At 64.3% G+C, this 23,868-nt stretch carries 21 protein-coding genes; 11 read left to right on the top strand and 10 right to left on the bottom strand.

The window, feature by feature from the left end:
* The first annotated feature begins 198 nt into the window (after positions 1-198).
* Together BLV47_RS14185 and BLV47_RS36220 are read left to right on the top strand one after the other, a co-directional pair.
* On the top strand, positions 199-1,824 hold the full coding sequence (locus BLV47_RS14185) for a J domain-containing protein (protein WP_092314530.1): 1,626 nt from the start codon (positions 199-201) through the stop codon (positions 1,822-1,824).
* Positions 1,821-1,997, top strand: coding sequence for a hypothetical protein (locus BLV47_RS36220; protein ID WP_167365662.1), 177 nt, complete (start codon positions 1,821-1,823; stop codon positions 1,995-1,997). The genes BLV47_RS14185 and BLV47_RS36220 overlap by 4 nt, the downstream gene beginning before the upstream one ends.
* 49 nt (positions 1,998-2,046) lie before the next feature.
* Here the strand turns inward: BLV47_RS36220 and istB are convergent, their stop codons facing one another.
* On the bottom strand, positions 2,047-2,796 hold the full coding sequence (gene istB, locus BLV47_RS14180; RefSeq protein ID WP_062838242.1) for an IS21-like element IS1474 family helper ATPase IstB: 750 nt from the start codon (positions 2,794-2,796) through the stop codon (positions 2,047-2,049).
* Entirely contained in the window at positions 2,684-4,369 is a 1,686-nt protein-coding gene (gene istA / locus BLV47_RS14175; RefSeq protein ID WP_062838241.1) for an IS21 family transposase, read from the bottom strand. The genes istB and istA overlap by 113 nt, the downstream gene beginning before the upstream one ends.
* A 275-nt stretch (positions 4,370-4,644) precedes the next feature.
* Between istA and BLV47_RS14170 the strand changes: the two genes are divergently transcribed.
* On the top strand, positions 4,645-5,448 hold the full coding sequence (locus BLV47_RS14170) for a DUF3829 domain-containing protein (protein WP_092314528.1): 804 nt from the start codon (positions 4,645-4,647) through the stop codon (positions 5,446-5,448).
* A 42-nt stretch (positions 5,449-5,490) separates the two neighbouring features.
* Here the strand turns inward: BLV47_RS14170 and BLV47_RS14165 are convergent, their stop codons facing one another.
* From BLV47_RS14165 to BLV47_RS14155, 3 genes are all read right to left on the bottom strand, one after another.
* Positions 5,491-6,162, bottom strand: a complete 672-nt coding sequence (locus tag BLV47_RS14165) for a DUF3313 domain-containing protein (protein WP_092314526.1) — start codon at positions 6,160-6,162, stop codon at positions 5,491-5,493.
* Positions 6,163-6,636: 474 nt separating this feature from the next.
* A complete protein-coding gene (locus BLV47_RS14160) occupies positions 6,637-7,470 on the bottom strand; it encodes an IS3 family transposase (protein ID WP_092314524.1) in 834 nt (277 codons plus the stop codon).
* The gene (locus tag BLV47_RS14155) at positions 7,467-7,763 is read right to left on the bottom strand and encodes a transposase (RefSeq protein WP_092308884.1); all 297 of its coding nucleotides are present in this window, start codon (positions 7,761-7,763) and stop codon (positions 7,467-7,469) included. The genes BLV47_RS14160 and BLV47_RS14155 overlap by 4 nt, the downstream gene beginning before the upstream one ends.
* A 206-nt stretch (positions 7,764-7,969) precedes the next feature.
* On the opposite strand from BLV47_RS14155, the gene BLV47_RS14150 reads away from it, so the two are divergent.
* Together BLV47_RS14150 and BLV47_RS14145 are read left to right on the top strand one after the other, a co-directional pair.
* Positions 7,970-8,869, top strand: a complete 900-nt coding sequence (locus tag BLV47_RS14150) for a bestrophin family protein (RefSeq protein ID WP_092314522.1) — start codon at positions 7,970-7,972, stop codon at positions 8,867-8,869.
* 74 nt (positions 8,870-8,943) lie between these two features.
* On the top strand, positions 8,944-9,999 hold the full coding sequence (locus BLV47_RS14145; protein WP_092314520.1) for a tetratricopeptide repeat protein: 1,056 nt from the start codon (positions 8,944-8,946) through the stop codon (positions 9,997-9,999).
* Between the two features lie 230 nt (positions 10,000-10,229).
* Here the strand turns inward: BLV47_RS14145 and BLV47_RS14140 are convergent, their stop codons facing one another.
* The 5 genes from BLV47_RS14140 to BLV47_RS14120 form a co-directional block, all read right to left on the bottom strand.
* Complete coding sequence (locus tag BLV47_RS14140) at positions 10,230-10,607, bottom strand: response regulator (RefSeq protein ID WP_092314518.1); 378 nt, start codon at positions 10,605-10,607, stop codon at positions 10,230-10,232.
* Positions 10,608-10,733: 126 nt separating this feature from the next.
* The gene (locus BLV47_RS14135; protein ID WP_092314516.1) at positions 10,734-11,918 is read right to left on the bottom strand and encodes a hybrid sensor histidine kinase/response regulator; all 1,185 of its coding nucleotides are present in this window, start codon (positions 11,916-11,918) and stop codon (positions 10,734-10,736) included.
* On the bottom strand, positions 11,912-12,517 hold the full coding sequence (locus tag BLV47_RS14130; RefSeq protein ID WP_092314514.1) for a chemotaxis protein CheB: 606 nt from the start codon (positions 12,515-12,517) through the stop codon (positions 11,912-11,914). Before BLV47_RS14130 ends, BLV47_RS14135 begins: the two co-directional genes overlap by 7 nt.
* Positions 12,514-13,329, bottom strand: coding sequence for a CheR family methyltransferase (locus BLV47_RS14125; RefSeq protein ID WP_016964143.1), 816 nt, complete (start codon positions 13,327-13,329; stop codon positions 12,514-12,516). The genes BLV47_RS14130 and BLV47_RS14125 overlap by 4 nt, the downstream gene beginning before the upstream one ends.
* Positions 13,329-16,823, bottom strand: a complete 3,495-nt coding sequence (locus BLV47_RS14120) for a response regulator (protein ID WP_092317227.1) — start codon at positions 16,821-16,823, stop codon at positions 13,329-13,331. The genes BLV47_RS14125 and BLV47_RS14120 overlap by 1 nt, the downstream gene beginning before the upstream one ends.
* 254 nt (positions 16,824-17,077) lie before the next feature.
* Between BLV47_RS14120 and BLV47_RS14115 the strand changes: the two genes are divergently transcribed.
* The 6 genes from BLV47_RS14115 (at position 17,078) to efeB (ending at position 23,862) form a co-directional block, all read left to right on the top strand.
* Complete coding sequence (locus BLV47_RS14115; protein ID WP_092314512.1) at positions 17,078-17,437, top strand: response regulator; 360 nt, start codon at positions 17,078-17,080, stop codon at positions 17,435-17,437.
* A 68-nt stretch (positions 17,438-17,505) separates the two neighbouring features.
* On the top strand, positions 17,506-18,804 hold the full coding sequence (locus BLV47_RS14110; RefSeq protein ID WP_092314510.1) for a glycosyltransferase: 1,299 nt from the start codon (positions 17,506-17,508) through the stop codon (positions 18,802-18,804).
* A gap of 183 nt (positions 18,805-18,987) precedes the next feature.
* Positions 18,988-19,893: an AraC family transcriptional regulator gene (locus tag BLV47_RS14105; RefSeq protein WP_092314508.1), complete on the top strand. Its 906-nt coding sequence runs from the start codon at positions 18,988-18,990 to the stop codon at positions 19,891-19,893.
* 585 nt (positions 19,894-20,478) lie between these two features.
* The gene (gene efeU, locus BLV47_RS14100; protein WP_092314506.1) at positions 20,479-21,327 is read left to right on the top strand and encodes an iron uptake transporter permease EfeU; all 849 of its coding nucleotides are present in this window, start codon (positions 20,479-20,481) and stop codon (positions 21,325-21,327) included.
* Between the two features lie 9 nt (positions 21,328-21,336).
* Entirely contained in the window at positions 21,337-22,536 is a 1,200-nt protein-coding gene (efeO, locus tag BLV47_RS14095; protein WP_092314504.1) for an iron uptake system protein EfeO, read from the top strand.
* Between the two features lie 15 nt (positions 22,537-22,551).
* Entirely contained in the window at positions 22,552-23,862 is a 1,311-nt protein-coding gene (gene efeB, locus BLV47_RS14090; protein WP_092314502.1) for an iron uptake transporter deferrochelatase/peroxidase subunit, read from the top strand.
* The last annotated feature ends 6 nt before the right edge of the window (positions 23,863-23,868 follow it).

Genomic DNA, 23,868 nt, shown 5'->3' with positions numbered 1-23,868 from the left:
CACGCCCGACCGGCGCAACAGAGTGCCGCACACCCTGGCCCGCACGCCATACCACCTGCGCTGAATCGCCATACGCCTGCCGCTGTTCATTAGACGGATTCGAGTCGAGGGACTTTTACTCCGGAAACCGGTAGGGTGCGCCCTTTCCTCCAGTCATGTCTGGATGTTGCCAAGGGTTGCATGGAGTTCTATCGCCCAATGAGTTGCTGGACCCTACTCGGCCTGCCGGTCACCGCTGATACCCGCACCATCAAGCGCCACTACGCCAAGCTGCTGAAGCAGACCCGCCCGGATGAAGATCCGCAAGGTTTCCAGCGCTTGCGCGAGGCCTATGAACAAGCCCTGGCGCACAAGGACTGGGAACAGAGTCAGCCCCTGGAAACCGATACCGGCCATGGCCCGGCCGCCAGCGAGCCGGTGCTGTCGACGCTGTCGCCCGTGCAGCGGGCGGCCGTCCTGCTCAAGGAGCTGCACGTCGAGCAGCTCGACCAGCGTTATCAGCAGGCCCAGGAACAGGACTGCGCCTACGAGTTCGAACTGGCCCTGCTGCGCCATTGCGTCGAACGCCCGGCACAGGCCGACGCGGTCCTGCACTGGGGCTTCGAGCATCTGCGCTGGATGAGCGCCTGGCAGCGCCTGGACCTGCCGGAATACCTGGTGCTGGAGCTGCAGCAACAGCTGTATCAACAGGTCCAGGCGCCGCTGGCCGCGGCACTGCAGGCCAGGGATGAAACGGCGTTCCTGCAGGCCTACGCCCAGCGCTCGGCGCACCCCTGGCTGCTGCACCTGCAACATCGCCAATGGTTCAACCATTGGCTGGCGCAATTGCTGGCGGACAGCCCCTATTGGTCGGTGACGATTTTCCAGACGCTGTGCGCCGGCCAGGGTTGGCGCTCCGCCGCCGATAACCCGTGCCCGGAAGAGCTGTGGCCGCGCCTGCTCAAACGCCATAAGGCCCCGCTGTACCTGGCCCGCCAGCAACAACTGGCCAGCGAACCGCCCATGACCCCGGAACACCGCGCCGCGCGCCTGTTGCTGGCGCCCCTGAGCTTCAGCCAGCGCCGTGCCTGGGCCCGGCACCTGGGCACCCGGGACTGGGAGGCCTGCCACAAGCTGGCGGCGAGCCTGGCCGCCGACTACCCAGACATCGCCGCCGGCATGCCGGCCGGCAATCCTTACTTCTGGCGTGACTGGGAGCACGCCATCGACAGTTGGCCGATGCTCCTGGGCGTGCTCCTGGCCTGCCTGGCCGGCGCCGTGGGCCAGTACAGCGGGCAAGATGCCAGCCCCTGGGAGATAGTTGGGGTGACGCTGGTCTGGTCCTTGTGCTTCTGCGCCGCGGGCGAAGGGCTGCAGCGGCTCTGGCAGCCCCTGAGCCAGCGCCTGTTGCCGTGGGACGAACGCCTCAGCCGGCGCCTGCCGCGCCGCCATGTGCCCTACCACGGCGTGCTGCTCATAGGTGATCTGCTGCCTGCGCTGCTGCTCGCTGGCCTGCTGGGCGCGGTGCTCCATCCGCTGGCCACCCCGGTGTATCTCGGGGTCCAGCTGTTGGTCGCCCTGGCCCGCCAACGGCGGATCGACCCGCTGAGCGCCTGGCAACGCATCAACCCCTGGCCACGCCGCCTGCTGCTGGGCACGGGGCTGATACTGCTGGTGGCCGCCATCGCCACCCTCAAGTGGTTCGACGAGCGCCACACCGCCGGGCGCTATCAGGGCCTGCAGCCCTGGACCGAGCGCCTGTGCGCGCGCATGCCGGCCCAGGTCGCCGAGTGCGCGGCGCCAGCCACCGAAGCCCAGTGGTACCCCAAGGAGGCCCGGCCATGAGCCAACGTCCGCTGCTGATCTTCGGTTGCGCGCTGATTTTCGGCTTGTTCGCCCTTCTGGGGGCCGCCCCCCAGATCGCCCGCTTCGAAGTCTGGCTGGCCGGCCTGGACAGCCGCGCCAGCGCCGAGGTGCGGATTTCGGTGAACGTGACCGAGCGTTTCGCTAATACGTGACCGGTGCTTCCACCCCGGTTGCGCGGGTTCTGGATTGTAATCGCATCGGTCACGATGCGGCTTGTTCCTCGGCTTTTTTTCGGCGCAGCGACTCGCCTTTCATCGTCAGTCGGTAGGCGTTGTGCACCAGGCGGTCGAGGATGGCATCGGCCAGGGTCGGGTCGTTGATCCAGCCGTGCCAGTGCTCGATGGGCAGTTGGCTCGTCAGGATGGTGGAGCGGCTGCCAGCGCGGTCGTCGATCACCTCCAGCAGGTCATGCCGGGCTCCTTCCTCCAGCGGGGCTAGCGCCCAGTCGTCCAGCACCAGGACGTCGACCTTTGCCAGCTGTTGCAGGGTACGGCCGAAGCTGCCGTCGCCATGAGCGATGCGCAGTTGTTCCAGCAGGCGCGGGGTGCGCAGGTACAGGGTGCTATAGCCCTGGCGGCAGGCCTGGTTGCCCAGGGCGCAGGCCAGCCAGGTTTTGCCGGCACCGGTCGGGCCGGTCAGCAGCAGGTTGTGCTGCTGGCGGATCCAGTCGCCACTGGCCAGGGTGGCGATCAGACGCTCGTCCAGGGCGCGTCCGGTGCGGCGGTCGAGATCTTCCAGGCAGGCGTTGGCGTACTTGAGCTTGGCCTTCTTGCGCAGCCGTACCAGGCGCTGGTTGTCACGCCAGGCCAGTTCGCGGTCGAGCAGTAGGCCGAGGCGTTCATCGAAGCTCAGGCTGTGGCTGGCCGGCAGCGTCCATTGCTCTTCCAGGGCGCGGGCCATGCCGTCCAGGCGTAGCTGGTGCAGTTGATTCAGGGTGTGTTGCGGCATCATCGAACAGCTCCTGTTGCGGGGGTTGGTAGTAGTCGGCGCCACGGACGTTCTCGTGGTCGCCGGGTAAGGTCGTTTCGGCGGCACGCTGGGGCAGCGGCTGTTGATCCAGGCCTTGCTGGAGCAGGTTGCGCACGCTGCGCCCGGTGAAGGCGCGCAGGTGTACGGCACGTTCGGCAGCGGCTTCCAGGCGTGCATTGCCATAGCGCCGGGCCAGCGAGAGCAGGCCGAGGCAGGCGCGGTAGCCCATCTCCGGGTGCGGCTTGTGGGTCAGTTGGTGATCGATCAGTTGGCGCGTGTAGGGGCCGATCCGCGCGCCCCAGTCGAGCAGGCGTTGTGGCGTCCATTCGCGATGCGCCTGGTGCGCCGCGGGCATGTGCTCGCGCTGGGTACTGTAAGCGCCGCGTCGCCCCAGCAGCAGGTGGCTGGCCACCCGCCGGTTGCCATGCAGCACTTCCAGGGTGTGTGCCGTCAGTCGCACGTCCACGTTCTGCCGGGCCAGGGCGGAGGGCACGCTGTAGAAGCTGCCATTGACCTCGATGTGGTAGTCGATGCTGACCTTGCAGCGCTTGAAGGTGGCGACCTCGTAGGGATGCACCGGCAGCGCTCGCAAGGCCGGGCGATCCAGGCGCTCGAACCAGTCGCGCCGGCAGCCATCGAGCCGCTTGAACGGGCGCCGATTCAGATCCTCCAGCAGCTCGGCGATGGCCTGGTTAAGCGCATGCAGGCTGAAGAACTGCCGATGGCGCAGCCGCGCCATGATCCAGCGCTCGACCACCTGCACCGCCACCTCGGCCTTGGCCTTGTCCTGAGGCTTGCGTGGCCGTGCCGGCAGGATCACCGTCTGGTAATGACGCGCGCACTCCAGCGTGGCCCGGTTCAGGCCCGGCTCGTAGCGATCCGGCTGGGCGACCAGGGCGCGCGGATTGTCCGGCACAACCATTTCCGGCACGCCGCCAAAGTAGGTCAGAGCCTGGCCCAGCGAGGTCAGCCAGTCCACCTGGGTTTCGCCTGGCGTCGCGCAGGCATAGGTGTAATTCGAGGCGCCCAGGGCGGCGACGAAGATGTGCGCCCGGCGCACTTCGCCGGTGGCCGGGTCGACCACCGGCAGCGTCGGCCCGGCATAGTCGATGAATAGCTTCTCGCCCGCACGGTGCAGCTGACGCATCGAACGTTTGAGCGTCTGGGCGTAGCGCCGGTAGTGCTCGACGAACTGGGTGTAGCGGTAGGTCGGCTGGCCCGCATGCGCGGCGAGATATTCCTCCCACAGCAGCTGCAAGGTCACGCCCTTGCGTCGCAACTCGCGGTGGATGCTCAGCACATCGGGCAGCACTCGCTCACCGCGCGGCTTGTTCGTCGACGTCGGTGCAAACAAGGCGGCCGCCAGCGCGGCCTCGTCCATGGCCACCAGCGCCGGCCAGTCCAGCCCGGCCACCCGCGCCGCCGCGATGTACTTGCTAACCACGCCCTTGGACAGCTGCAAGGCACGGGCAATCTTCTCGTGGGACAAGCCGGCCTCAAACTTGAGGCGCAGACATTCTTTGATGTTTCGCATGGCTACTCGCGGCGCCGCCATCTTCCTCTCCCGAAATCGGTCGAGGATGGCGGCGCATCAGGTCATGCGCAACGAAGGGGAAGGCTTTCGCTAAGTCGTGACCGGCGATTTCGGTAAGCCGTGACCACCTGTTTCGGAACAGGCGGAAAATCGGTCACGTTGCTACCGAAATGAGCGGTCACGCGTTAGCGAAATGACCGGTCACGATCAACCGAAACGGCCGGTCACGGTGCTCCGAAATCCGCACCGAGGCCTCGGCCCGAGCGCCACTGATCGACTGCGTCAACCAGTACGACGTGCCGTGGCGCCTGGGCTATTACACCTACGGCGCTCAATCGGCCTGGCGCATGGCATTCGCCGACCTGCTGAACAATGCCAGGGACTTTGCCGACAGCGCGAAAACCGACATGGACACCCTGCCCGCTCGCGAATGCGAGCCGCGCATGCTCTATCGCCTGCGCCACCTGCAGCCCGATGCGCCGCTGATCGGCCTGGCCGAGCGCTACATAGACGCACTGCACCAGGCCAACCTGGCCCGTCGCGCCCATTCCAGCGCAGTGCCCGGCGCCTACATGCCGGCCGAGGAAGATCCGGCCACCGTGGCCCGGCTCCAGCCCGACTTCGACCGTTACCTGCAAGCTTCCGCCGACCTGCGCACAGCCCTGGCCAGCGCCGACATCGGCGCCCGGCGCGAACAACAGCGGCTGCTTGAACAGCGCCTGGGGCGGGACATCCATTGGCACCTGCTGGACTACATGATCCAGGCGCGGCTCACGGTGGAGCAGCTCGACCAGGGCGTGCGCGAGAAAACCCTGACCCCGGGACAACTGGCCAGGGCCAGCCAGGATCTGCAGCAGGCCTGGGATGCCGGACAACCCTTGCGCAACCAGCCGCAGAACGGCCGCAGCGAGTCAGCCCATTACCTGTGGAGCCAGATCACCCGGCCGGCCCAGCGCTACCAGCAGACCCTGCACACCTTGCACCAGGATTGGCAGGAACGAGCCGCGCCCGAGCGCCTGAGCGAGGACTATCACAACGTAGTGCGGGCCTACGACTCGCTGCTCAGCTACTACAACAAACAGGCCCAGGTGGATTACTGAACGGGGCGGCCGTGCGCTGGACCGCCGCCGGATGGACGGCGGCTAGCGCGCCTTGAGCTTGGCGAACGACTGATGGAAGTCCGCGGCCCAGCCGTCGATGACGTTTTTCACGTCCTCGGCCTTCATCACCTGGCTGTCATTGGCCAGGGGCTTGCCGGTGCCCTTGCGCACCACCTGGGCGATCACCTTGCCGCTGCTGCCATCGAGAAACACCGCCTCGGTGCCGAGGGTGGTCTGCTGATCGCGGATCCCGGTGGCGGTGCTCACCGCCGCCGCCACCAGCGCCACGGGAATCACTTCATAAGGCTTCAGGCCTTCGGTCTTGCTGCTGACCGCAGTGATGGCCGCCCGTACCACCACCACACCCGGACCGGGGCCCTGAGCCAAAGGCAGGCTGCGCGCCGCCTCGCGCCTGAGGGCCTGGTCGTAGTACTGATTGATCGCGTTGAGGGTGCTCTGGGGAATCTTCGCCGTGGCTTTGGGCTGAGGGTAGAACTGGGTGGGTTCGATGTAGATCGCCCGGTAGCGGCTGACATCCAGCTTGGGATCGACCCAGCGCATCACCTCCACCCCGGAGGGTGACTTGGCCTCCTTGAGGCGGCTGTAATCCTGGAGAAACCCGGAATACTCGTCGGGCTGAGTCAGGTTGCTGGAGCAGCCGACCAGTGCCAGGGAGGCCAGGCACGCGGTGCCGATCATCAGTGCAAGCTTCATGGGTCACTCCTGTAGGTGAAGCAGCCAGGAACTGGCCAGGGGGAGTTACAGGTATAGCCAAGGCAGGTTGGCGGGCGAGTGTTTTTTTGCCTCCCCCCGGGCGACCTGGAGCGCCCTCGATCCTTCGAGGCCGTCAGCCAGGGGCATGGATCGAAGCCCCTTTCGCCGGCGAGCCGGCTCCTACAACAACCCGCGCACACCTGCCTCCGTAGGAGCTGGCTTGCCAGCGAAGGCGCACGCCAGAACGCTACACGGCTCAAGACCGTCTTCGCCGGCAAGCCGGCTCCTACAACAACCCGCGTGCCACCTGCCTCCGTAGGAGCTGGCTTGCCAGCGAAGGCGCACGCTAGAACGCTACACGGCTCAAGACCGTCTTCGCCGGCAAGCCGGCTCCTACAACAACCCGCGCACCACCTGCTTCCGTAGGAGCTGGCTTGTAGTGGTCCAGTTTTTTTGGACCACTCTGTAGGAGCATTAGGCCGCCAGCCTTTCAAAAGCGGCGGGCGGCAGATCGTTCGAGGCGCTGTGGCAACGCCGATGGTTGTAATGGGCAATGAAATCCATCACATCCTTCTGCGCCTCAAAATGATTCTGGTAGCCATTTTCAGGCGACCAATCGTGTTTCAGTGTCCGGAAATAACGCTCCACCACCGCGTTGTCCCAGCAGTTTGCGCGTCGACTCATGCTCTGCACGATCTGCTTTTCAGCCAGGTATTCGACAAAGCGATCCGCGGTGTATTGGCAGCCCTGGTCTGAGTGGAATACCAGCGCTGAACCAGGCCGACGTATGCCAACAGCCAGCCGCAACGCCTTGAGCGACAGCTCGGCATCGGCGGTCCTGGAAAAGGCCCAGCCGACGATCCGACGTGAAAACAAATCCATCACGATTGCCAGGTACAGCCAGCTTCCACCGACGCGAATGTAAGTGATGTCTCCGGCCCAAAACGTATTGGGTGATGCAGGATTAAAGCGACGATCGAGGACATTGGCTGCGGTATTGCTGGGCTTTCCGGTCCGACGATAGTGAGCGTAACGGGCTCGTCGCCTGACCAGTCCAAGGTTTTTCATCAGACGGCCCATACGATGGCGCCCAACCGCTACGCCCTGTTTTTTGAGCTCTCTGGCAAATCCCCGGGCGCCCAGGGCACCTCGATGCTCCCGGTGCAGTTGCCGAATGGTCTTTTCCAGTCGCCGCTCGACCCCAGGTTCAGACCGAGCCACGGGCTTGGCGTAATAGCTGCTGCGAGGCACGCCCAGAAGTCGGCAGCAGTGCCGAATGGAGAGCTGTCCTTTCAAACCCTCGATCATTTGATTCGGCTGAACAGCACCTTCAGATGAGAGGGCAATTGCTTTTTTAGGACGCTATTCTCGGCTTCCAGCAAGGCGAGCCTGGCCTGCAGTGAATCAATCAGTTCCTGGTCCTGAGGGCGTGTGGGCAGCAAGGCTCCTTCATGCTCCTTGCGCCATCTGGCGACCCAGCGTCGCAGGGCTGTAGGTCCAACCCCGGTTTGCTCACATGCCTTAGGCACCGAGTAATTCATTTCCACGACCAAGCGAATGGCTTCAGCCTTTTCTTCAGCGCTAACAACCCGAAATCCCATGATGCTTCCTTAGGTTGAAACTCCTACAGAGTGGTCCAGGAATATTGAGCCACAACAGCTTGCCAGCGAAGGCGCACGCCAGAACGCTACACGGCTCAAGTGCGCTGATAGAGACTGTCGATCACGCAGTCGGTCATAGCGATTGGACAGCCCAACGGCGCGCTCCTACTCTTCAATCGCCGCGTAGTCGCCCTGGCCTCAAGTCCATGATTGTCCGCCCCAAGCCGAACCTGATCAGCATCCTCTTCGCCCTCAAGGGCTCGATCGCCAAGCGCATTGCCTTGCGCTGCGTGCTGATCACCCTGCTGGCCTCGGTCATCGTGCTGGTGGAAACCCTGCAACCCACCTACTTTTCCAAGGTCAACGCCACGCCCTTCACCCTGCTCGGGCTGTCGCTGTCGATCTTCATGAGCTTTCGCAACAACGCCTGCTACGACCGCTGGTGGGAGGGCCGCAAGCAGTTGGGCCAGTTGATCATCGACGTGCGCTCGCTGATCCGTGAAAGCCAGGTCATCGACGGCAATCCCGAGCGCGAGGGCCTGCTGCGCGACCTGTGCGGCTTCGCCCACAGCCTGATCGCCCGCCTGCGTCACGAAGACGAGGCCACCGCCCTGCGGCCCTGGGCCCAGGCCGGCATCGACCCGCAACACCCGAACCTCACCGATAGGCAGTTGCAACGCATCGGCCAGCGCTGCTCGCAGTGGGCACAACAGGGGCTGATCAGCGAATGGCGCTACACCCTGATGGAAACCCGGCTGGTCAGCCTGAGCCAGGTCCAGGCCGCCTGCGAACGGATCCAGAACACCCCGCTGCCCTTCCCCTATACCTTGCTGCTGCACCGCACCATCTACCTGTTCTGCATCCTCCTGCCGTTCGCCATGGCCGAGCCCCTGGGCTGGCTGACGCCGATCTTCACCGCCATCGTCAGCTACACCTTCCTGGGCCTCGACGAGATCGGCAACGACCTCGAAGACCCCTTCGGCTACGACGACAACGATCTGCCTTGCAACGCTCTGTTGCGCGGTCTGCAGCGTGAAGTCCTGGCGGCCCTGGGGCAGCGCGAGCTGCCGCCGGCGCTGGAACCGGTGGAATACCTGCTCAGCTGATTGCGGGTTTGACTCGGGCCGACTCCTGACCGAAGCTTGCGCCTTGCAAAAATCGCCAGCTTCCGGATTTCCCCATGTCACTGCCCCGTCGCTACCTGCTGATCAGCCTGTCGCTCGTCATTGCCCTGGCCCTGGCCTGGAACTTCCTGCGCAGCAGTCCGCCGGTGGTCCCCGAGGCCATCAAGCACGGCTATGGCCCGGCCCTGGAAAAAGCCCGCAATGGCCAGCCCGGCGCGGCCCGGGTGCTGTACCAGCAACTGGCGCGCCCCGACCTCAGCGACTCGCAGCGCATCCGCCTGCTGGCGGTGCTGCCCAACTACCCCAGCCCGCAAGCCCTGAAACTGGCAGATGCCGATCTGCACCACGCCTCGCCGGCTGTGCGCAAGGCGGCGATCAACAGCGTGCTGGGCCTGGTGCCCAGCGGCCAGCGCAGCCTGCTGCTGGGGCCGCTGCTCGACGATCACGAGCAAAGCGTGCGCTTTGCCGCGGTGGACGCTCTGCTGGGCCTGTCCCCGGATGATCAGGGCCTGTATTTCGGCCCCTTGCAGCAGGTGATCGACGAATACACCCAGGGGCTCAAGACCCAGGGAGACAACGTCGACGCCCAGTACCAGCTGGCGCGCCTGTACCTGCACAACGCCGATCTGCTCAAGGCCCAGCAGACCCTGGAACAGGCCCTGCGCCTGGCGCCGGACAACCTGCAGGCGGTGGTGCTGCAGATCGAGGTGCTGGACAAGCAGGGCCAGAGCGACGCCGCCCGCCAATTGCTGGCCAAGCAACTGCAGGCCCAGCAGGACTCGGCCTACCTGCAACACGCCCTGGGCCTCTGGCTGCTGCACCATGGCCAGGGTGAATTCGCCCTGCTGGGCCTGTCCCGGGCCGTGGAGCTGGAACCCAACAACGCCGCCTATCGTTACGACCTGGCCACCACCCTGTACAGCCAGCAGGAGCTGGAGGCGGCGCAGAAGCAACTGGAAGAAATCGTCCAGCGCCAGCCTTACAACCGCAAGGCGCGGGTGCTCCTGATCAACTACTGGAAAGAAAGCGGCCAGTTGCAGAACGTCCAGGTGCTACTGGCCCAGCTGGAGCAGCAGAACCCCGACGACCCGGCCCTGCAGCAAGGCCTGTAACCTTGCGGCCGAGCCTGAAAGGCTGCGAAGAGGCCCCTGGGCTTGGCGCGCCCTAAAGGCTGCTTACTACGTCGGCATGCCGAGCAGGAACGGCCGGCAACGGGCCAAGATCGGGCCGCGATTGAACGTCCTGTTCATCACCGACGCCGCCGGGCACGCAGCGGTCGGTGGCGGCTTTACCAAGCCTGGCATGCAACTGATCCAAGCCCTTTCCCTTCCACCGGCGTGGATCAAGCCAGCAGTTGCTGGATCTGTTCCTGCAGGCGGTTGAGGTCGAACGGCTTGGCTAGAATCGGCGCCTTGCGGGTGATGGGGCTGGCGCATTCGAGGATTTCATTGGGGTAGCCGCTGATGAAAATCACCTTGAGGTCCGGGCGCAGCTTCACCGCTGGCTCGGCGATCATCACCCCGGTAATCCCGCCCGGCAGCCGGTAATCGGTGATCATCACGTCCAGGTGCGGCTTGCTGGCGAGAATCTCGAACGCCTGCTCGCCATTCTCGGCCTGGAGCACCCGGTAGCCCAGGCCCGACAGGTAGTCGGCCAGCAGCATCAGGATCACCGGTTCATCTTCGACGATCAGTACGACGTCTTGTGCATCTTCACTCATGGAAAACCTTTGCTCGGTCAATTGCTGCCCCTTCGACCATTGGGTCACGCAGAGGTTGCGTGCAGATTACGCTTTTCGCGATTCCCGATGGCCTGGCGCGCTTGGCCGGCGAACCGGCTCCTGAAGTCAGGCCAGGGGCAGGCTTACGCGAAACCGCGCACCTTGGCCCAGGCGACTCTCGACAGCGATGGTGCCGCCGTGGGCGGTGACTATCTGTTCGGAAATAAACAGCCCAAGCCCGAGGCCCGCCGCCACGTGGCTGGCGCTGACGCGCTCGAACTGCTGAAAAATACGTTTCTGGTTGTCTTCACTGATGCCGATGCCGTGGTCCTGCACCTCGACCCGGGCCTCGCCATCTTCGGCATAGACCCTGACTTCGATTGGACTCTTGGCCCCGTAACGCAGGGCATTGGTCAGCAGGTTGGAAATCACCTGTTCGATGCGGAACTCATCCCATTGGCCTTCCAGGGGCTGCTCGGCCTGCAGCGTCAGGGACGATTGCGCGGCTTCCACCTGGGGCGCGAAATTCTCCACCAGCCCGCGCACCAGTTGCGCCAGGTCGAACCGCGATGGCCGGATCGACAGCTTGCCGGTGCGGATGCGCGAGATGTCCAGCATGTCCTCGATCAGGCGGATCAGGCTTTTGATCTGGCGCTCGTCGCGATCGACCATGGCCTGCATCTTGTCCAGGCTGAAGGCCGCGGCGTTCTCCCGGGCCAGGTGCATCTTGCGCAGCTGGGTTTCCAGGATCAGGCCATTGAGCGGCGTGCGCACCTCATGGGCGACGATGGACATGAAGTCATCGCGCATGCGCACCGCCTGCTCCAGCTCGTTCTGGGTGGCCTGGAGCTTGTTGAGCAGCGCCTCCTGCTCGCGTCGGCTCTGCTCCAGGGCCTCGACCTGCTGCTTCATGGCCTTGCTCTGGCGGTACAGGTCGACGAAGACATTGACCTTGCTCTTGACCGCATGGACATCCAGCGGCTTGTGCAGAAAGTCCACCGCCCCGCTCTCGTACCCCTTGAAGGCGTAGTTGAGTTCACGCCCGGCGGCGCTGACGAAAACGATGGGAATGTTCTTGGTCTTCTCGGTGCCACGCATCAGTTCGGCCAGCTCGAAGCCGTTCATGCCGGGCATCTGCACATCGAGAATGGCCATGGCGAATTCGTGCTGGAGCAGCAATGACAAGGCTTCGTCGGCCGACAGCGCCTTGTACACCGTGCGGTCCTCGCGCCTGATCAGCGCTTCCAGGGCCAGCAGGTTCTCCGGCAGATCGTCGACGATCAGCAGCTTGGCTTGAATATTACTTAACATGCGATTCGTTCCAGCTCGGCGAGCAGACGGCTGATGCCGCGCAAAGGGAGGATGTAGTCCGGTTGCTGCAGGGCCAGGGCCGCTTCCGGCATGGTGGAGACATGGGCTTCGACGGGGTCCTGGACAATGGTCAGCCCGCCCTGGCGCTTGACCTCGACCAGGCCCTGGGCGCCGTCCTGATTGGCCCCGGTCAGCAACACCGCCACCAGGTGCTCGCCGTAGGCGTCGGCGGCGGACTCGAACAGGTAATCGATGGCTGGCCGTGAGTGATGCAGGCGCTCCTCCTGGCTCAGGGACAAGGTGCGGTCCTGCTCCACTGACAGATGGTAGCCGGGAGCCGCGAAGTACAGGGTGCCTGGAACGATCGACTCCTTGTCGTCGGCCTCCTTCACCCTCAGCGCCAGGCGCCGGTCGAAGATGTCGGCCAATTGGCTGCGACGCTCGTCGGGCAGGTGCAGGACCACGATCACCGGCAGGCTGAAACCGGCGCTGATTTCATTGAACAGGCTCAACAAGGCTTCGACGCCCCCTGCGGAGGCGCCGACCACCACCGCCTCGAGCCGAGGCCGGCGATGGGGCGCGACAGTTTCCTGGCTCATGTCTTGCGGTAGATCCGTTCTTGTTTGACCAAGGGTTCGAAATGCTTGCCATAGGCGGAAAACTCCAGGGTTTCCTTGCTGCCCAGCACCAGGAAACCACGGTGGCAAAGCGACTCATGGAACAGCCCAAAAGCCCGATCCTGCAATTTTTTATTGAAATAAATCAATACGTTACGACACGAAATTAATTGAGTTTCGGAGAAGACGCTGTCCGTCGCCAGGCTGTGATCGGCAAAGGTCACGTTCTCGCGCAGGGTCTTGTCGAAGATCGCGTAGTCGTAGGCCGCGGTGTAATAGTCGGCAAAGGAGCGCTGGCCACCGGCCTGCTGGTAGTTGTGGGTGTAGGCCCGCACGTTCTCCAGGGAGAAGATGCCTTGCTTGGCCTTTTCCAGGGAGCTGGGGTTGATGTCGGTGGCATAGATGATGGTGCGTTCCAGCAACCCCTCTTCCCGCAGCAGGATGGCCATGGAGTACACCTCCTCGCCGGTGCTGCAGCCGGCGATCCAGATCTTGATCGACGGGTAGGTCTTGAGCAGCGGCACCACCTCCTGGCGGATGGCCAGGAAGTGCGACGGATCGCGAAACATCTCGCTCACCGGAATGGTCAGGAACTGCAGCAGTTGCATGAACGCGGTCGGGTCGTGCAGTACCCGCTCCTGCAACGCGGAAATGGTCTTGCATTCGAACTGGCGCAGGGCGTGGTTGACCCGGCGCTTGATCGAAGCGCCGGAGTAGTCGCGGAAGTCGTAGCTGTATTTCAGGTAGATAGCTTCGATCAGCAAACGCAGTTCGATCTCGGTATTACGCTCCACTAAATTCGTTCCATCTTCGGTAGCCACACGCGGATAAGGGAAAACAGCCGGTCAAGGTCGATGGGCTTGGCCAGGTAGTCGTTGGAGCCGGCCTGCAGGCAGCGCTCCTGGTCGTCCTTCATGGCCTTGGCAGTGACCGCGATGATCGGCAGCTTGCGCCAGCGCGGGTCCTTGCGGATCTGCACCGTGGCTTCAAAACCGTCCATCTCCGGCATCATCACGTCCATCAGTACCAGATCGATGTCCTCGATTTCATTAAGCCTGGCAATCGCCTCATGGCCGTTACGGCCGATCACCACCACCGCACCCTTGTGTTCCAGGGCGCTGGTCAGGGCGAAGATGTTGCGCACGTCATCGTCCACCAGAAGAATCTTGCGCCCCTCGAACACCTTGTCGCGGCTGCGGGCAGTCTTGAGCATCTTTTGCCGCTCATGGGACAACTGGGATTCGACTTTGTGCAGAAATAACGTCACTTCATCCAGCAGGCGCTCCGGCGAGCGGGCGCCCTTGATGATGATCGAGCGCGAATACTTGCGCAGCTCGGCCTCTTCGTCCCGGGTCAGGTTGCGCCCGGTGTAGACGATCACCGGCGGGAAGGAGCAGATGTCCTCGGTGGACATGCGCTTGAGCAGGTCGTTACCGAGCATGTCCGGCAGCTTGAGGTCGATGATCATGCAGTCGTAGACGTTCTCGCGCAGCAGGTCCAGGGCATCCTGGGCCAAGCCCACAGCGGTGATTTCGATGTCGTCGTCGCCGATCAGGCGGGCAATGCTGTCGCGCTGCAAGTCGTCGTCCTCCACCAGCAGCACGCGCTTGACCTTCTGGGTCAGCTTGGCTTCGAGACGGGCGAACACGTCCTTGAGCTCCTCGCGGGTGGTGGGTTTCACCGCGTAGCCCACGGCGCCCATGTGCATGGCCGCCTCCACCCGGTCTTCCACCGAAATCACGTGCACCGGGATGTGCCGGGTCTGGGGGTGTTCCTTGAGCCGCTGCAGCACCGTGAGCCCGGAATGATCGGGCAGGCGCATGTCCAGCAGGATCGCATCGGGGACGAACTGCTCCGCCAGGCTGAAGCCTTCGTCGGCGCCGTGGGCCACCAGGCAGTGATACCCCAGTTCGTGCGCCAGATCGAAGAGGATGTGCGCAAAGTTCGCCTCATCCTCCACCACCAGGATGCAGCGTCCGCTGAAGGGCGCCTTGTCCCGGTCATCGATGAATCGCGGGATATCGACAGCGACTGCCTCGGTCGGCGTCGGCGCCATGCTCGCAGGCTGCGCCGGTGCTGCCGGCAACGGCGCCGGCTGGGCCACGATCAACGGCTGCGCCGCCTCGTTGTAGTACTCCGGCAGCACCAGGGTGAAGATGCTGCCACGCCCCGGCTCGCTGCTGACACTGATGGAGCCGCCCAGCAAAGTCGCCAGGTCCCGGGAAATCGACAGCCCCAGGCCGGTGCCGCCATAGCGCCGGCTGGTGGTGCCGTCGGCCTGGCGGAAGGCTTCGAAGATGCTCTGCTGCTGGTCCTGGGCAATGCCGATCCCGGAATCCTGCACGGCAAAGGCAATGCCCGTCCCCGGCTGCACGGAAACGCTCAGGCTGACCTGGCCCTGTTCAGTGAACTTGATCGCATTGGACAGCAGGTTCTTGAGAATCTGCTCGACCCGCTGGCGGTCGGTGAACAGCATCTGCGGCACCCCAGGCTGCAGTTGCACCCGAAATTCCAAGCCCTTGTCCGCGGTCAACGGCTGGAACAGGTTGCGCAAGCCATCCACCAGGCGCGGCACGCTGGCGTTTTCCGGACGCACTTCGAGCTTGCCGGCCTCGACCTTGGAAATGTCCAGGATGTCGTTGATCAGGTTCAGCAGGTCATTGCCGGCGGAGTAAATCGATTCGGCGAACTTGACCTGTTCGGCGGTGAGGTTCTCCTGAGGGTTTTCCGCCAGCAGCTTGGCCAGGATCAACGAGCTGTTGAGGGGCGTGCGCAACTCGTGGGACATGTTGGCGAGGAATTCGGACTTGTACCGGCTGGAACGCTGCAACTCCTCGGCGCGCTCTTCGAGCTGGGTCTGCGCCTCGTTCAACTCGTTGTTCTTGCGGTCCATGGCGTCGCGCTGCTCGGCGAGGATCTGCGCCTGTTCGGCCAGACGCTCGTTGGTCTGTTCCAGCTCCACCTGCTGGGTTTCCAGGTGCACCTGGGACTCCTTGAGAATCCGCGACTGCTCCTCCAGCTCTTCGTTGGCGGTCTTCAACTCTTCCTGCTGCACCTGCAGCTCTTCGTTGAGCTGCTGGGTTTCGGCCAGCACTTCCTGCAGGCGCTGGCGATAGCGCGCAGCCTCGATGGAGGTACCGATATTGCCGGCAATCAGCTCCAGCAACTCGACGTCGCGCTCGCTCAAGGCCCCCAGAAAGCCCAGCTCGATCACGCCGTTGACCCGATCGTCATCCCGGGTCGGCACCACCAGCACGCTGTGCGGCGCGCCTTCACCCAGGCCGGAGCTGACCTTGAAGTAATCGACCGGCACATTGTCCAGGCGGATCAGGCGCTTGTGTTGCGCGGCCTGCCCCACCAGGCCTTCGTCGCCGTACAGCGACTGCTCCTGCTGTTCCTGCTCCCGGGAGAAGCCGTAGGACGCCACGCGCTTGAGGCTGCCGTGGTCTTCACGCACATACAGCGCCGCTACCGGCGTCCCCAGGTACTGGGCACAGAACTGCAGGATGTTGCGCCCCAGCAGGTTCAGGCTCGGTTGCCCGAGCATCTGCTCGGCCAGCTCGCTCTGGCCGTTGCGCAGCCAGGCCTGCTGCTCCAGGCGCCGCGCGCTCTGGTCCTGGGCCTCAAGGTTGTCGCTGTAGCTTTTCGACAGTGCCAGCAGGTCGCGGCGGCCGATGTAGGCCAGCAGGCCACTGATACCGACCACGAACAGCAGGTACAGGATCACGCTGAAAATGGTCGTGCGACTGACGTTTTCATTGCGTTCCAGGCGCAGTTGCTGCTCCATGACCACCGCGTCGTCGTACTCCTTGCGGATCTCGTCGGTCAGGCGCTTGCCGCGGCCGGCCTGTACCGCGCCACGGTAGTCGCCGTTCTGCCGACGCAGCTCGATCATGCCCTGGGCGAAGTTGTTCCACTCGGTCTGCAGGGCTTCCAGGCGCTTGAGCCGGTCCACCTGCTGCGGGTTGTCCTTCACCAGTTCCTGAAGACTGCGCAGCTCGCTGACGATGCGCGGCTTGGCCACTTCGTAGGGGTCGAGAAAGTGCTCGTCGCCGGTGATCAGAAAACCGCGCATGCCGGTTTCCAGGTCGATGGTCAGGCGCGCCGCCTCGTTGAGGTTGTTGATCACCCGGTCAGTGTGCTGCACCCACTGGATCACCGAGAGCAGGTAGGTGATCAGGGACACGAAAAAAACCGCGCTGAGCACGCCCACACCCAGGGGCAGGCTGATATTGCGGGTCAGCAGCTTGCGAAAACTCTGTTCATCAATCGAAGTCGGACGAATCATTTGATGGACCTGGACGCCGGTAAAAAAAACGAAGTTTGCCCCACATTCGGCCATTGCAGCTATTTTTTATAACCGGTGGGTTCACAACTGCAATTGAAGCTGCGCTGGAACAAAAGAAGCGGTTATTCTTGCCGAGGCTTGTACAAGAGCATTTTTTTGTACAGCTTCGGGAACTTGTGGCCAGCCGCCACTTACTGATGCACAAGGCCGCCTGTAACGCCGCCCCGCCGAATTCATTTTTTGAGAGTGTCCTTATGCCCGCCAGCGCTTCCACCATCCTAGTCGTCGAAGACGATGCCATCGTGCGCATGTTGATTGTCGATGTTCTCGAAGAGCTCGAATTCAATGTCCTGCAAGCCGATGGCAGTGACGCCGCGCTGCACCAGTTGGAAGACCGGGAACAAGGCATCGACCTGCTGATGACCGATGTCGGCCTGCCCGGCATGAACGGTCGCGAACTGGCCGAGCGGGCCCGACAGTTGCGCCCGCAATTGCCGGTGCTGTTCGCCAGCGGTTATGCCGAATCCATCGAGGTGCCGGCCGGCATGGCGGTGATCGGCAAGCCCTTCTCCATCGATCAGTTGCGGGACAAGGTGCGCAGCATCCTCGGCTGATCCGCTGGCGGCCGGCTGTGGTTTAATGGCGCCCTTTTTTTGCCCCCGCCTGCCAGGAATGCCCGCTCATGAGTCCCTCCGCCGCAACCAAAGTCCTGATCATTGGTTACGTCTGGCCAGAACCCCGCTCCTCCGCCGCCGGCGGGCACATGATGCAGATCCTCCAGAGCTTTCTCGATCAGGGTTGGGAGCTGACCTTCAGCAGCCCGGCCAACGAGGGCGAGCACAAGGAGGACCTGGCGGCGCTGGGCATCCGCGAGTGCCCGATCGAACTCAACAACAGCAGTTTTGACCGCTTCGTCGCCGAACTGGCGCCGGATATCGTGCTGTTCGACCAGTTCATGATGGAAGAGCAGTTCGGCTGGCGCGTCGAGCTGCACTGCCCGAATGCCCTGCGGGTCCTGGAAACCTCGGACCTGCAATGCCTGCGCCACGCCCGCCACCAGCGACTCAAGGATCACCTCAAGGCCGGCGCCGACGAGGATGACTGCAGCGCTCTGTTCCGCCGGGCACCGCTGGAAGAGTTCCGCCACATGGCCGACACCGACCTGGCCAAGCGCGAGATCGCCGCCATCTACCGCTGCGACCTGAGCCTGATGATTTCCGAAGTGGAGATCGACCTGCTGGTGCAGCAGTTCCGCCTGCCCCAGGCCCTGCTGCACTGGTGCCCACTGATGCTGGACCGGTTGCCCGACGCGTTCACGCCTTTCGAACAGCGGGCGCACTTCCTCAGCATCGGCAATTTCCGTCACGCACCGAACTGGGACGCCGTGCTCTGGATGAAAAACCGCGTGTGGCCGCTGATCCGCCAGCAACTGCCCGGCGCGCAACTGCAGCTGTACGGCGCCTACACTCCGCCCAAGGCTGCGGCGCTGCACAACCCGGCCCAGGGCTTTCACATCATGAACTGGGCCGAAGATGCGCTGCAGGTGATGAGCGCGGCGCGGATCTGCCTGGCGCCCCTGCGCTTCGGCGCCGGGATCAAGGGCAAGCTGCTGGACGCCATGCTCTGCGGCACCCCCAGCGTGACCACCCCGGTGGGCAGCGAATCCATGTCCCAGGACGACCTGCCGTGGCCGGGGGCCGTGGCCGAATCCGCCAGCGCCCTGGCGACGGCGGCGGTGCGCCTGTATCAGGACCAGGCGTCGTGGAACCAGGCCCAGGCCGCGGGAGCCCGCCTGCTGGAGGCGCGCTACCGCCAGCAGATCCACGGCCCGGCGCTGATCCAGCGCCTGCAGCAGTGCCGCCAGCACCTGGAACAGCAGCGCCGCGACAACTTCACCGGCGCCATGCTGCGCCACCACCATCACAAGAGCACCCAATACATGGCGCAGTGGATCGAGGCGAAGAACCGCCCGGCTCCCTGACCCTGCCGCCCTCAGCGCAGGAGCCGCGCAATCCTCTGGGAGAGAACCGGTTTGCCGGCGAAGAGGGGCGCAAGGCATGTGCTGAACGGACCGGCGTTTTCGCTGGCGAGCCAGCTCCTACTGGTGCGCGGGAAGGCCGCGAGGCATTATCGGGCGGGCCAACAACAAGAACTGTCTTCCGCCATGAGCCGACCCGGCAAGATCACCGACCCTTCCTATGAATTGATGGACGACCACAACGGCCTGTCGATCATCTATCGCCAGCACGGCTTCCCCAGCCCGCTGGTGCGCTGGCATTTCCACAAGGAGTACGAGCTGCACCTGATCGTCGCCAGCGCCGGCAAGGTGTTCATCGGTGACTACATCGGCAACTTCTATCCGCACACCCTGTTCCTCACCGGCCCCAACCTGCCCCACAACTGGATCAGCCAGGTGGCCGAGGACGAAGTGGTGCCCAAGCGCGACATGCTGGTGAACTTCACCGACGAACTCTTCGACAGCGGCAGCCAGGTCTTCAGCGAACTGAAGAACCTCAGCCCGCTGCTGGAGCGGGCGCAGTACGGCATCGAGTTCCGATGCCCGCAAACCATTGCCCAGGCCCTGCCGCTGATGCAGCGTATCGCCGACTCCAGCGGCATCAGCCGTCTCGGCCACTTCTTCATCCTCATGGAACTGCTGGCGGCCTGCGACGACTACCAATTGCTGTCCAGCGCCACCCGCGGGCAACTGGCGGATGAGCACAGCGTCGACCGCACCAACCGCGCAGTGGACTACATCTTTGCCCACTACGCCCGGGAACTGCCCCTGGAGGAAGTCGCCGAATACCTGGGGATGAAAGCCAGCTACTTCTCCCGAGTGTTCAAGCAAGCCACCGGCCGCTGCTTCATCGAGTTCGTCAATCGCCTGCGCATCAGCAAATCCTGCGAACTGCTGGCCGCTGGCGACAAACCGGTGACCGACGTGTGTTTTGAATCGGGCTTCAACAACATTTCCAACTTCAACCGCCGCTTCCAGCAACTCAAGGGCATGACCCCATCCCATTACCGGCGCCTGGCGGTGCAACGCCTGACCGAACAGAACCACGGCTGAACCGGCCCGCGACCTCCCGCAAAAACCCTGCGCAACTCCCCCCGTAGGAGCTGGCTTGCCAGCGAAAACGCCGGCCCATTCAGCGCACGCCTCGCGCCCCTCTTCGCCGGCAAGCCGGCTCCTACAAAAATCCTCCGCCCCCCCACCTGTAGGAGCTGGCTTGCCAGCGAAGACGCCAGCCCATTCAGCGCACGCCTTGCGTCCCTATTCGCCGGCAAGCCGGCTCCTACAAAAATCCTCCGGCCCCCCCACCTGTAGGAGCTGGCTTGCCAGCGAAAACGCCAGCCCATTCAACGCATGCCTCGCGCCCCTCTTCGCCGGCAAGCCGGCTCCTACAAAAATCCTCCGGGCCCCACCTGTAGGAGCTGGCTTGCCAGCGAAGGCGCCAGCCCATTCAACGCATCTCTTGCGTCTCTCCTCGCCAGCCAGCCCCCCCATGCGGGATGGGGACGGGCGCAAACCCCCACTCCAGAAGTAAACAAATCTCGTTCAGCTTAGGTTCAGCGGATGCTAATCATCTTCATTTAGTAATGAGTATCATTATGTTACAAATTACTTCCCTACCCATTGTTCCGCCGGTGCTGAATGCTCGTTCCATTTCTGATCATGCTGCGCGAAGGGATTGAAGCCGCGCTTATCGTTGGCATCATCGCCAGTTACCTGAAACAGACCGGCCGCGGCCAGTGGATGCCCGCGGTGTGGATCGGGGTGTTCCTCGCCACGGCCCTGGCCCTGCTGGTGGGCGGCGCTCTGCAGCTGATGAGCGCCGAGTTCCCGCAGAAACAGCAGGAACTGTTCGAAGGCATCGTCGGCCTGGTGGCCGTGGGCATCCTCAGCTCCATGGTGTTCTGGATGCGCAAGGTGGCCCGCTCGATCAAGCACTCCCTGCAGGCCTCCCTGGACCAGGCCCTGACCGGCTCCCGGCATCAGGTCATGGCCCTGATCGCCATGGTGTTCTTCGCCGTGGCCCGGGAAGGCCTGGAAACCGTGTTCTTCCTACTGGCGGTGTTCCAGCAGAGCGAAGGGCCTGGCGCGCCCATCGGCGCCCTGCTGGGCCTGATCGCCGCAATCATCGTCGGCTTCCTGATCTATACCGGCAGCATGCGCCTGAACCTCGGGGCGTTCTTCCGCTGGACCGGGCTGTTCATCCTGCTGGTGGCCGCCGGCATCCTCGCCAACTCGGTGCAGGCCCTGCATGAAGCCGGGATCTGGAATCACTGGCAGACCGTGCTCTTCGACTTCAGCGCCAGCCTGCCCATGGACGGTCCGCTGGGCTCGGTGCTGGCCGGCATGTTCGGCTACCAGGACGCGCCCACCCTCAGCACCCTCGGTGCCTATGGGCTGTACCTGACGGTGACCCTGGCGCTGTTCTTCCTGCCCGCCCGCAGCGCGGCCAAGGCGCCCGCCCCGACCTCTTCCGTTTCCAGTCAGTAAGGCTCCCCCATGACCCAGCAAGCCTCTCCCCAGGCCTCGCCACCCCGCGCCTTGCGCTGGGCGGTTGCCGGCTCGGTGATCGTGATGATCGCCGCCGGCGGGCTGTTCTATTACGCCGCGCAACTGGCCGCCGACAAGCGTCAGGCGCACCAGGGCGAAGTCACCGTGACCATCCACCCCAAGAGTTGCCAGCCCAACGCCCTGACCGTTCCGGCCGGACACGCCAGCTTCCGCATCGTCAACCGCTCGGATCGCGCTGTGGAATGGGAAATCCTCGACGGCGTGCTGGTGGTCGAGGAACGGGAGAACATCGCTCCGGGCCTGAGCCAGGTGATCAACGCCAACCTGCAACCGGGTGACTACAGCATCACCTGCGGGCTGTTGAGCAACCCGCGCGGCACCCTGCATGTGACGGCCACTGCCGAGTCCGATGCCCAAGCCAAGGCCGGTCCCTCGCTGGTGGCCTTTGTCGGCCCGCTGTCGGAGTTCCGGGTCTACCTGAGCGTTTCCGGCAGCGCCCTGGTCAAGGCGGTGAGCGCCTTGCAGCAAGCCATCGACGCCGGCGACCTGAAACAGGCCCAGGCCCTGTACCTGCCGGCCCGTGCCGCCTATCAGCGCCTGGCCCCGGCGGCCCAGCGCCTGGCCGAGCTGGACAACGCCATCAATGCTCGCGCCGACTACTTCGAGCAGCGCGAACAGGACCCGGGCTTTCGCGGCTTCCATCGCCTGGAATACGGCCTGTTCGAGCAACGCGACCTGGCCGGCCTGGTCCCGGTGGCACAGGACTTGTCCAGCGACGTGGCCCGCCTCAAGGAGCAGTTGCTGGCCCAGACCCTGGCGCCGCAACAGCTGGTCGGCGTGGTGGCACGCAACATCCGCAGCCTGGCCGAGCAGCGAGCCGGCAGCGGTGAAGAGGAACGCTACAGCCACAGCGACCTCAACGGTTTTGCCGCCAACCTGGAAACCACGCGCAAGGTCATCGACCTGCTGCGCCCCTTGCTGAGCAAGTCCGCCGCCCCCTTGCTGACCCAGGTGGATGGCGCCAACCAGGCCCTGGCGGCCCGCCTCGACAGCCTGCGCCAAGGCTTCGGCTATGTGGACTACGACCGCGTCAGCGCCGCACAACGCCAAGACATCGCCGACAAGGCCAAGGCCCTGGCCGACGCCCTGGACACCATCGACCCCGCCCTCGGCCTTTCCGGCCTGTAACCAGACGAGCCCTTCATGAACGATTCAGATCAAGCCAACCCCTCCTTCAGCTCCCAACGCCGGCGCGTACTGCTGGGCATGGGCGCCGCCGGCGTGGCCCTGGCCGGCAGCAGCCTGAGCTGCCCGGCCAGGGCCGCCGCACCGGCCCAGGTCGCCGAAGCCCCGAGCAGCGACCGGACCCTGGATCGTCACGACTTCCACGGCCAGCACCAGAGCGGCATCGTCACCCCACGTCCGACGGCGGGCATGCTGGTGTCCTTCGATGTACTGGCCAGCGACCGAGACGAGCTGGAGCGGCTGTTGCGCACCCTCAACCAGCGAATCGCCTTTCTCATGAGTGGCGGCCCGGTAAGCCAGGTCGACCCGAAACTGCCGCCCCTGGACTCCGGCATCCTCGGCCCGGTGGTAACCCCGGACAACCTGACCATCACCGTGTCGGTGGGCGCCTCGCTGTTCGACGAACGCTTCGGGCTGGCCGCGGCCAAGCCCAAGCGCCTGGTGCGCATGCAGGGATTCCCCAACGACGCCCTGGAGCCGGCCTGCTGCCACGGCGACCTGAGCCTGCAGTTCTGTGCCAACACCGCCGACACCAACATCCACGCTCTGCGCGACATCGTGAAGAACCTGCCCGACCTGCTGCTGGTGCGCTGGAAGCAGGAAGGCAGCGTGCCGCCACAGGCCCCGGCCAAACCCGGCGAGCCGGCGCAGAGCGCGCGCAATTTCCTGGGCTTTCGCGATGGTTCGGCCAACCCCGACTCCAATGACCAGCAGGCCATGCAGCAGATCGTCTGGGTCCAGCCCGGCAGCGACGAACCGGCCTGGGCGGCCCATGGCAGCTACCAGGCGGTGCGGATCATCCGCAACTTCGTCGAACGCTGGGACCGCACCCCGCTGCAAGAACAGGAAAGCATCATCGGCCGGGTCAAGAGCAGCGGCGCGCCCATGGACGGCCAGAAAGAGAGCCAGGTGCCCGACTACGCCCGTGACCCCCATGGCAAGCTCACCAAGCTCGATGCCCACATTCGCCTGGCCAACCCGCGCACCGCGCAGACCCGGCAGAACCTGATCCTGCGCCGGCCGTTCAACTACTCCAACGGCGTCAACAAGAACGGCCAGCTGGACATGGGCCTGCTGTTCATCTGCTACCAGGCCGACCTGGAAAAAGGCTTTATCGCGGTCCAGACCCGCCTCAACGGCGAACCCCTGGAGGAGTACCTCAAGCCCACCGGCGGCGGCTACTTCTTCACCTTGCCGGGAGTCAGCGGCGCAGAGGACTTCATCGGCCGCTCGCTGCTCGACGCCACCCGAGCGACCACCACGGCCTGACACCCC

It is taken from the genome of Pseudomonas saponiphila (assembly GCF_900105185.1).
Taxonomy (GTDB): Bacteria; Pseudomonadota; Gammaproteobacteria; order Pseudomonadales; family Pseudomonadaceae; genus Aquipseudomonas; species Aquipseudomonas saponiphila.
Note: the sequence above shows the minus strand (reverse complement) of the source record. Positions and strands in the feature narration are given on the sequence as shown.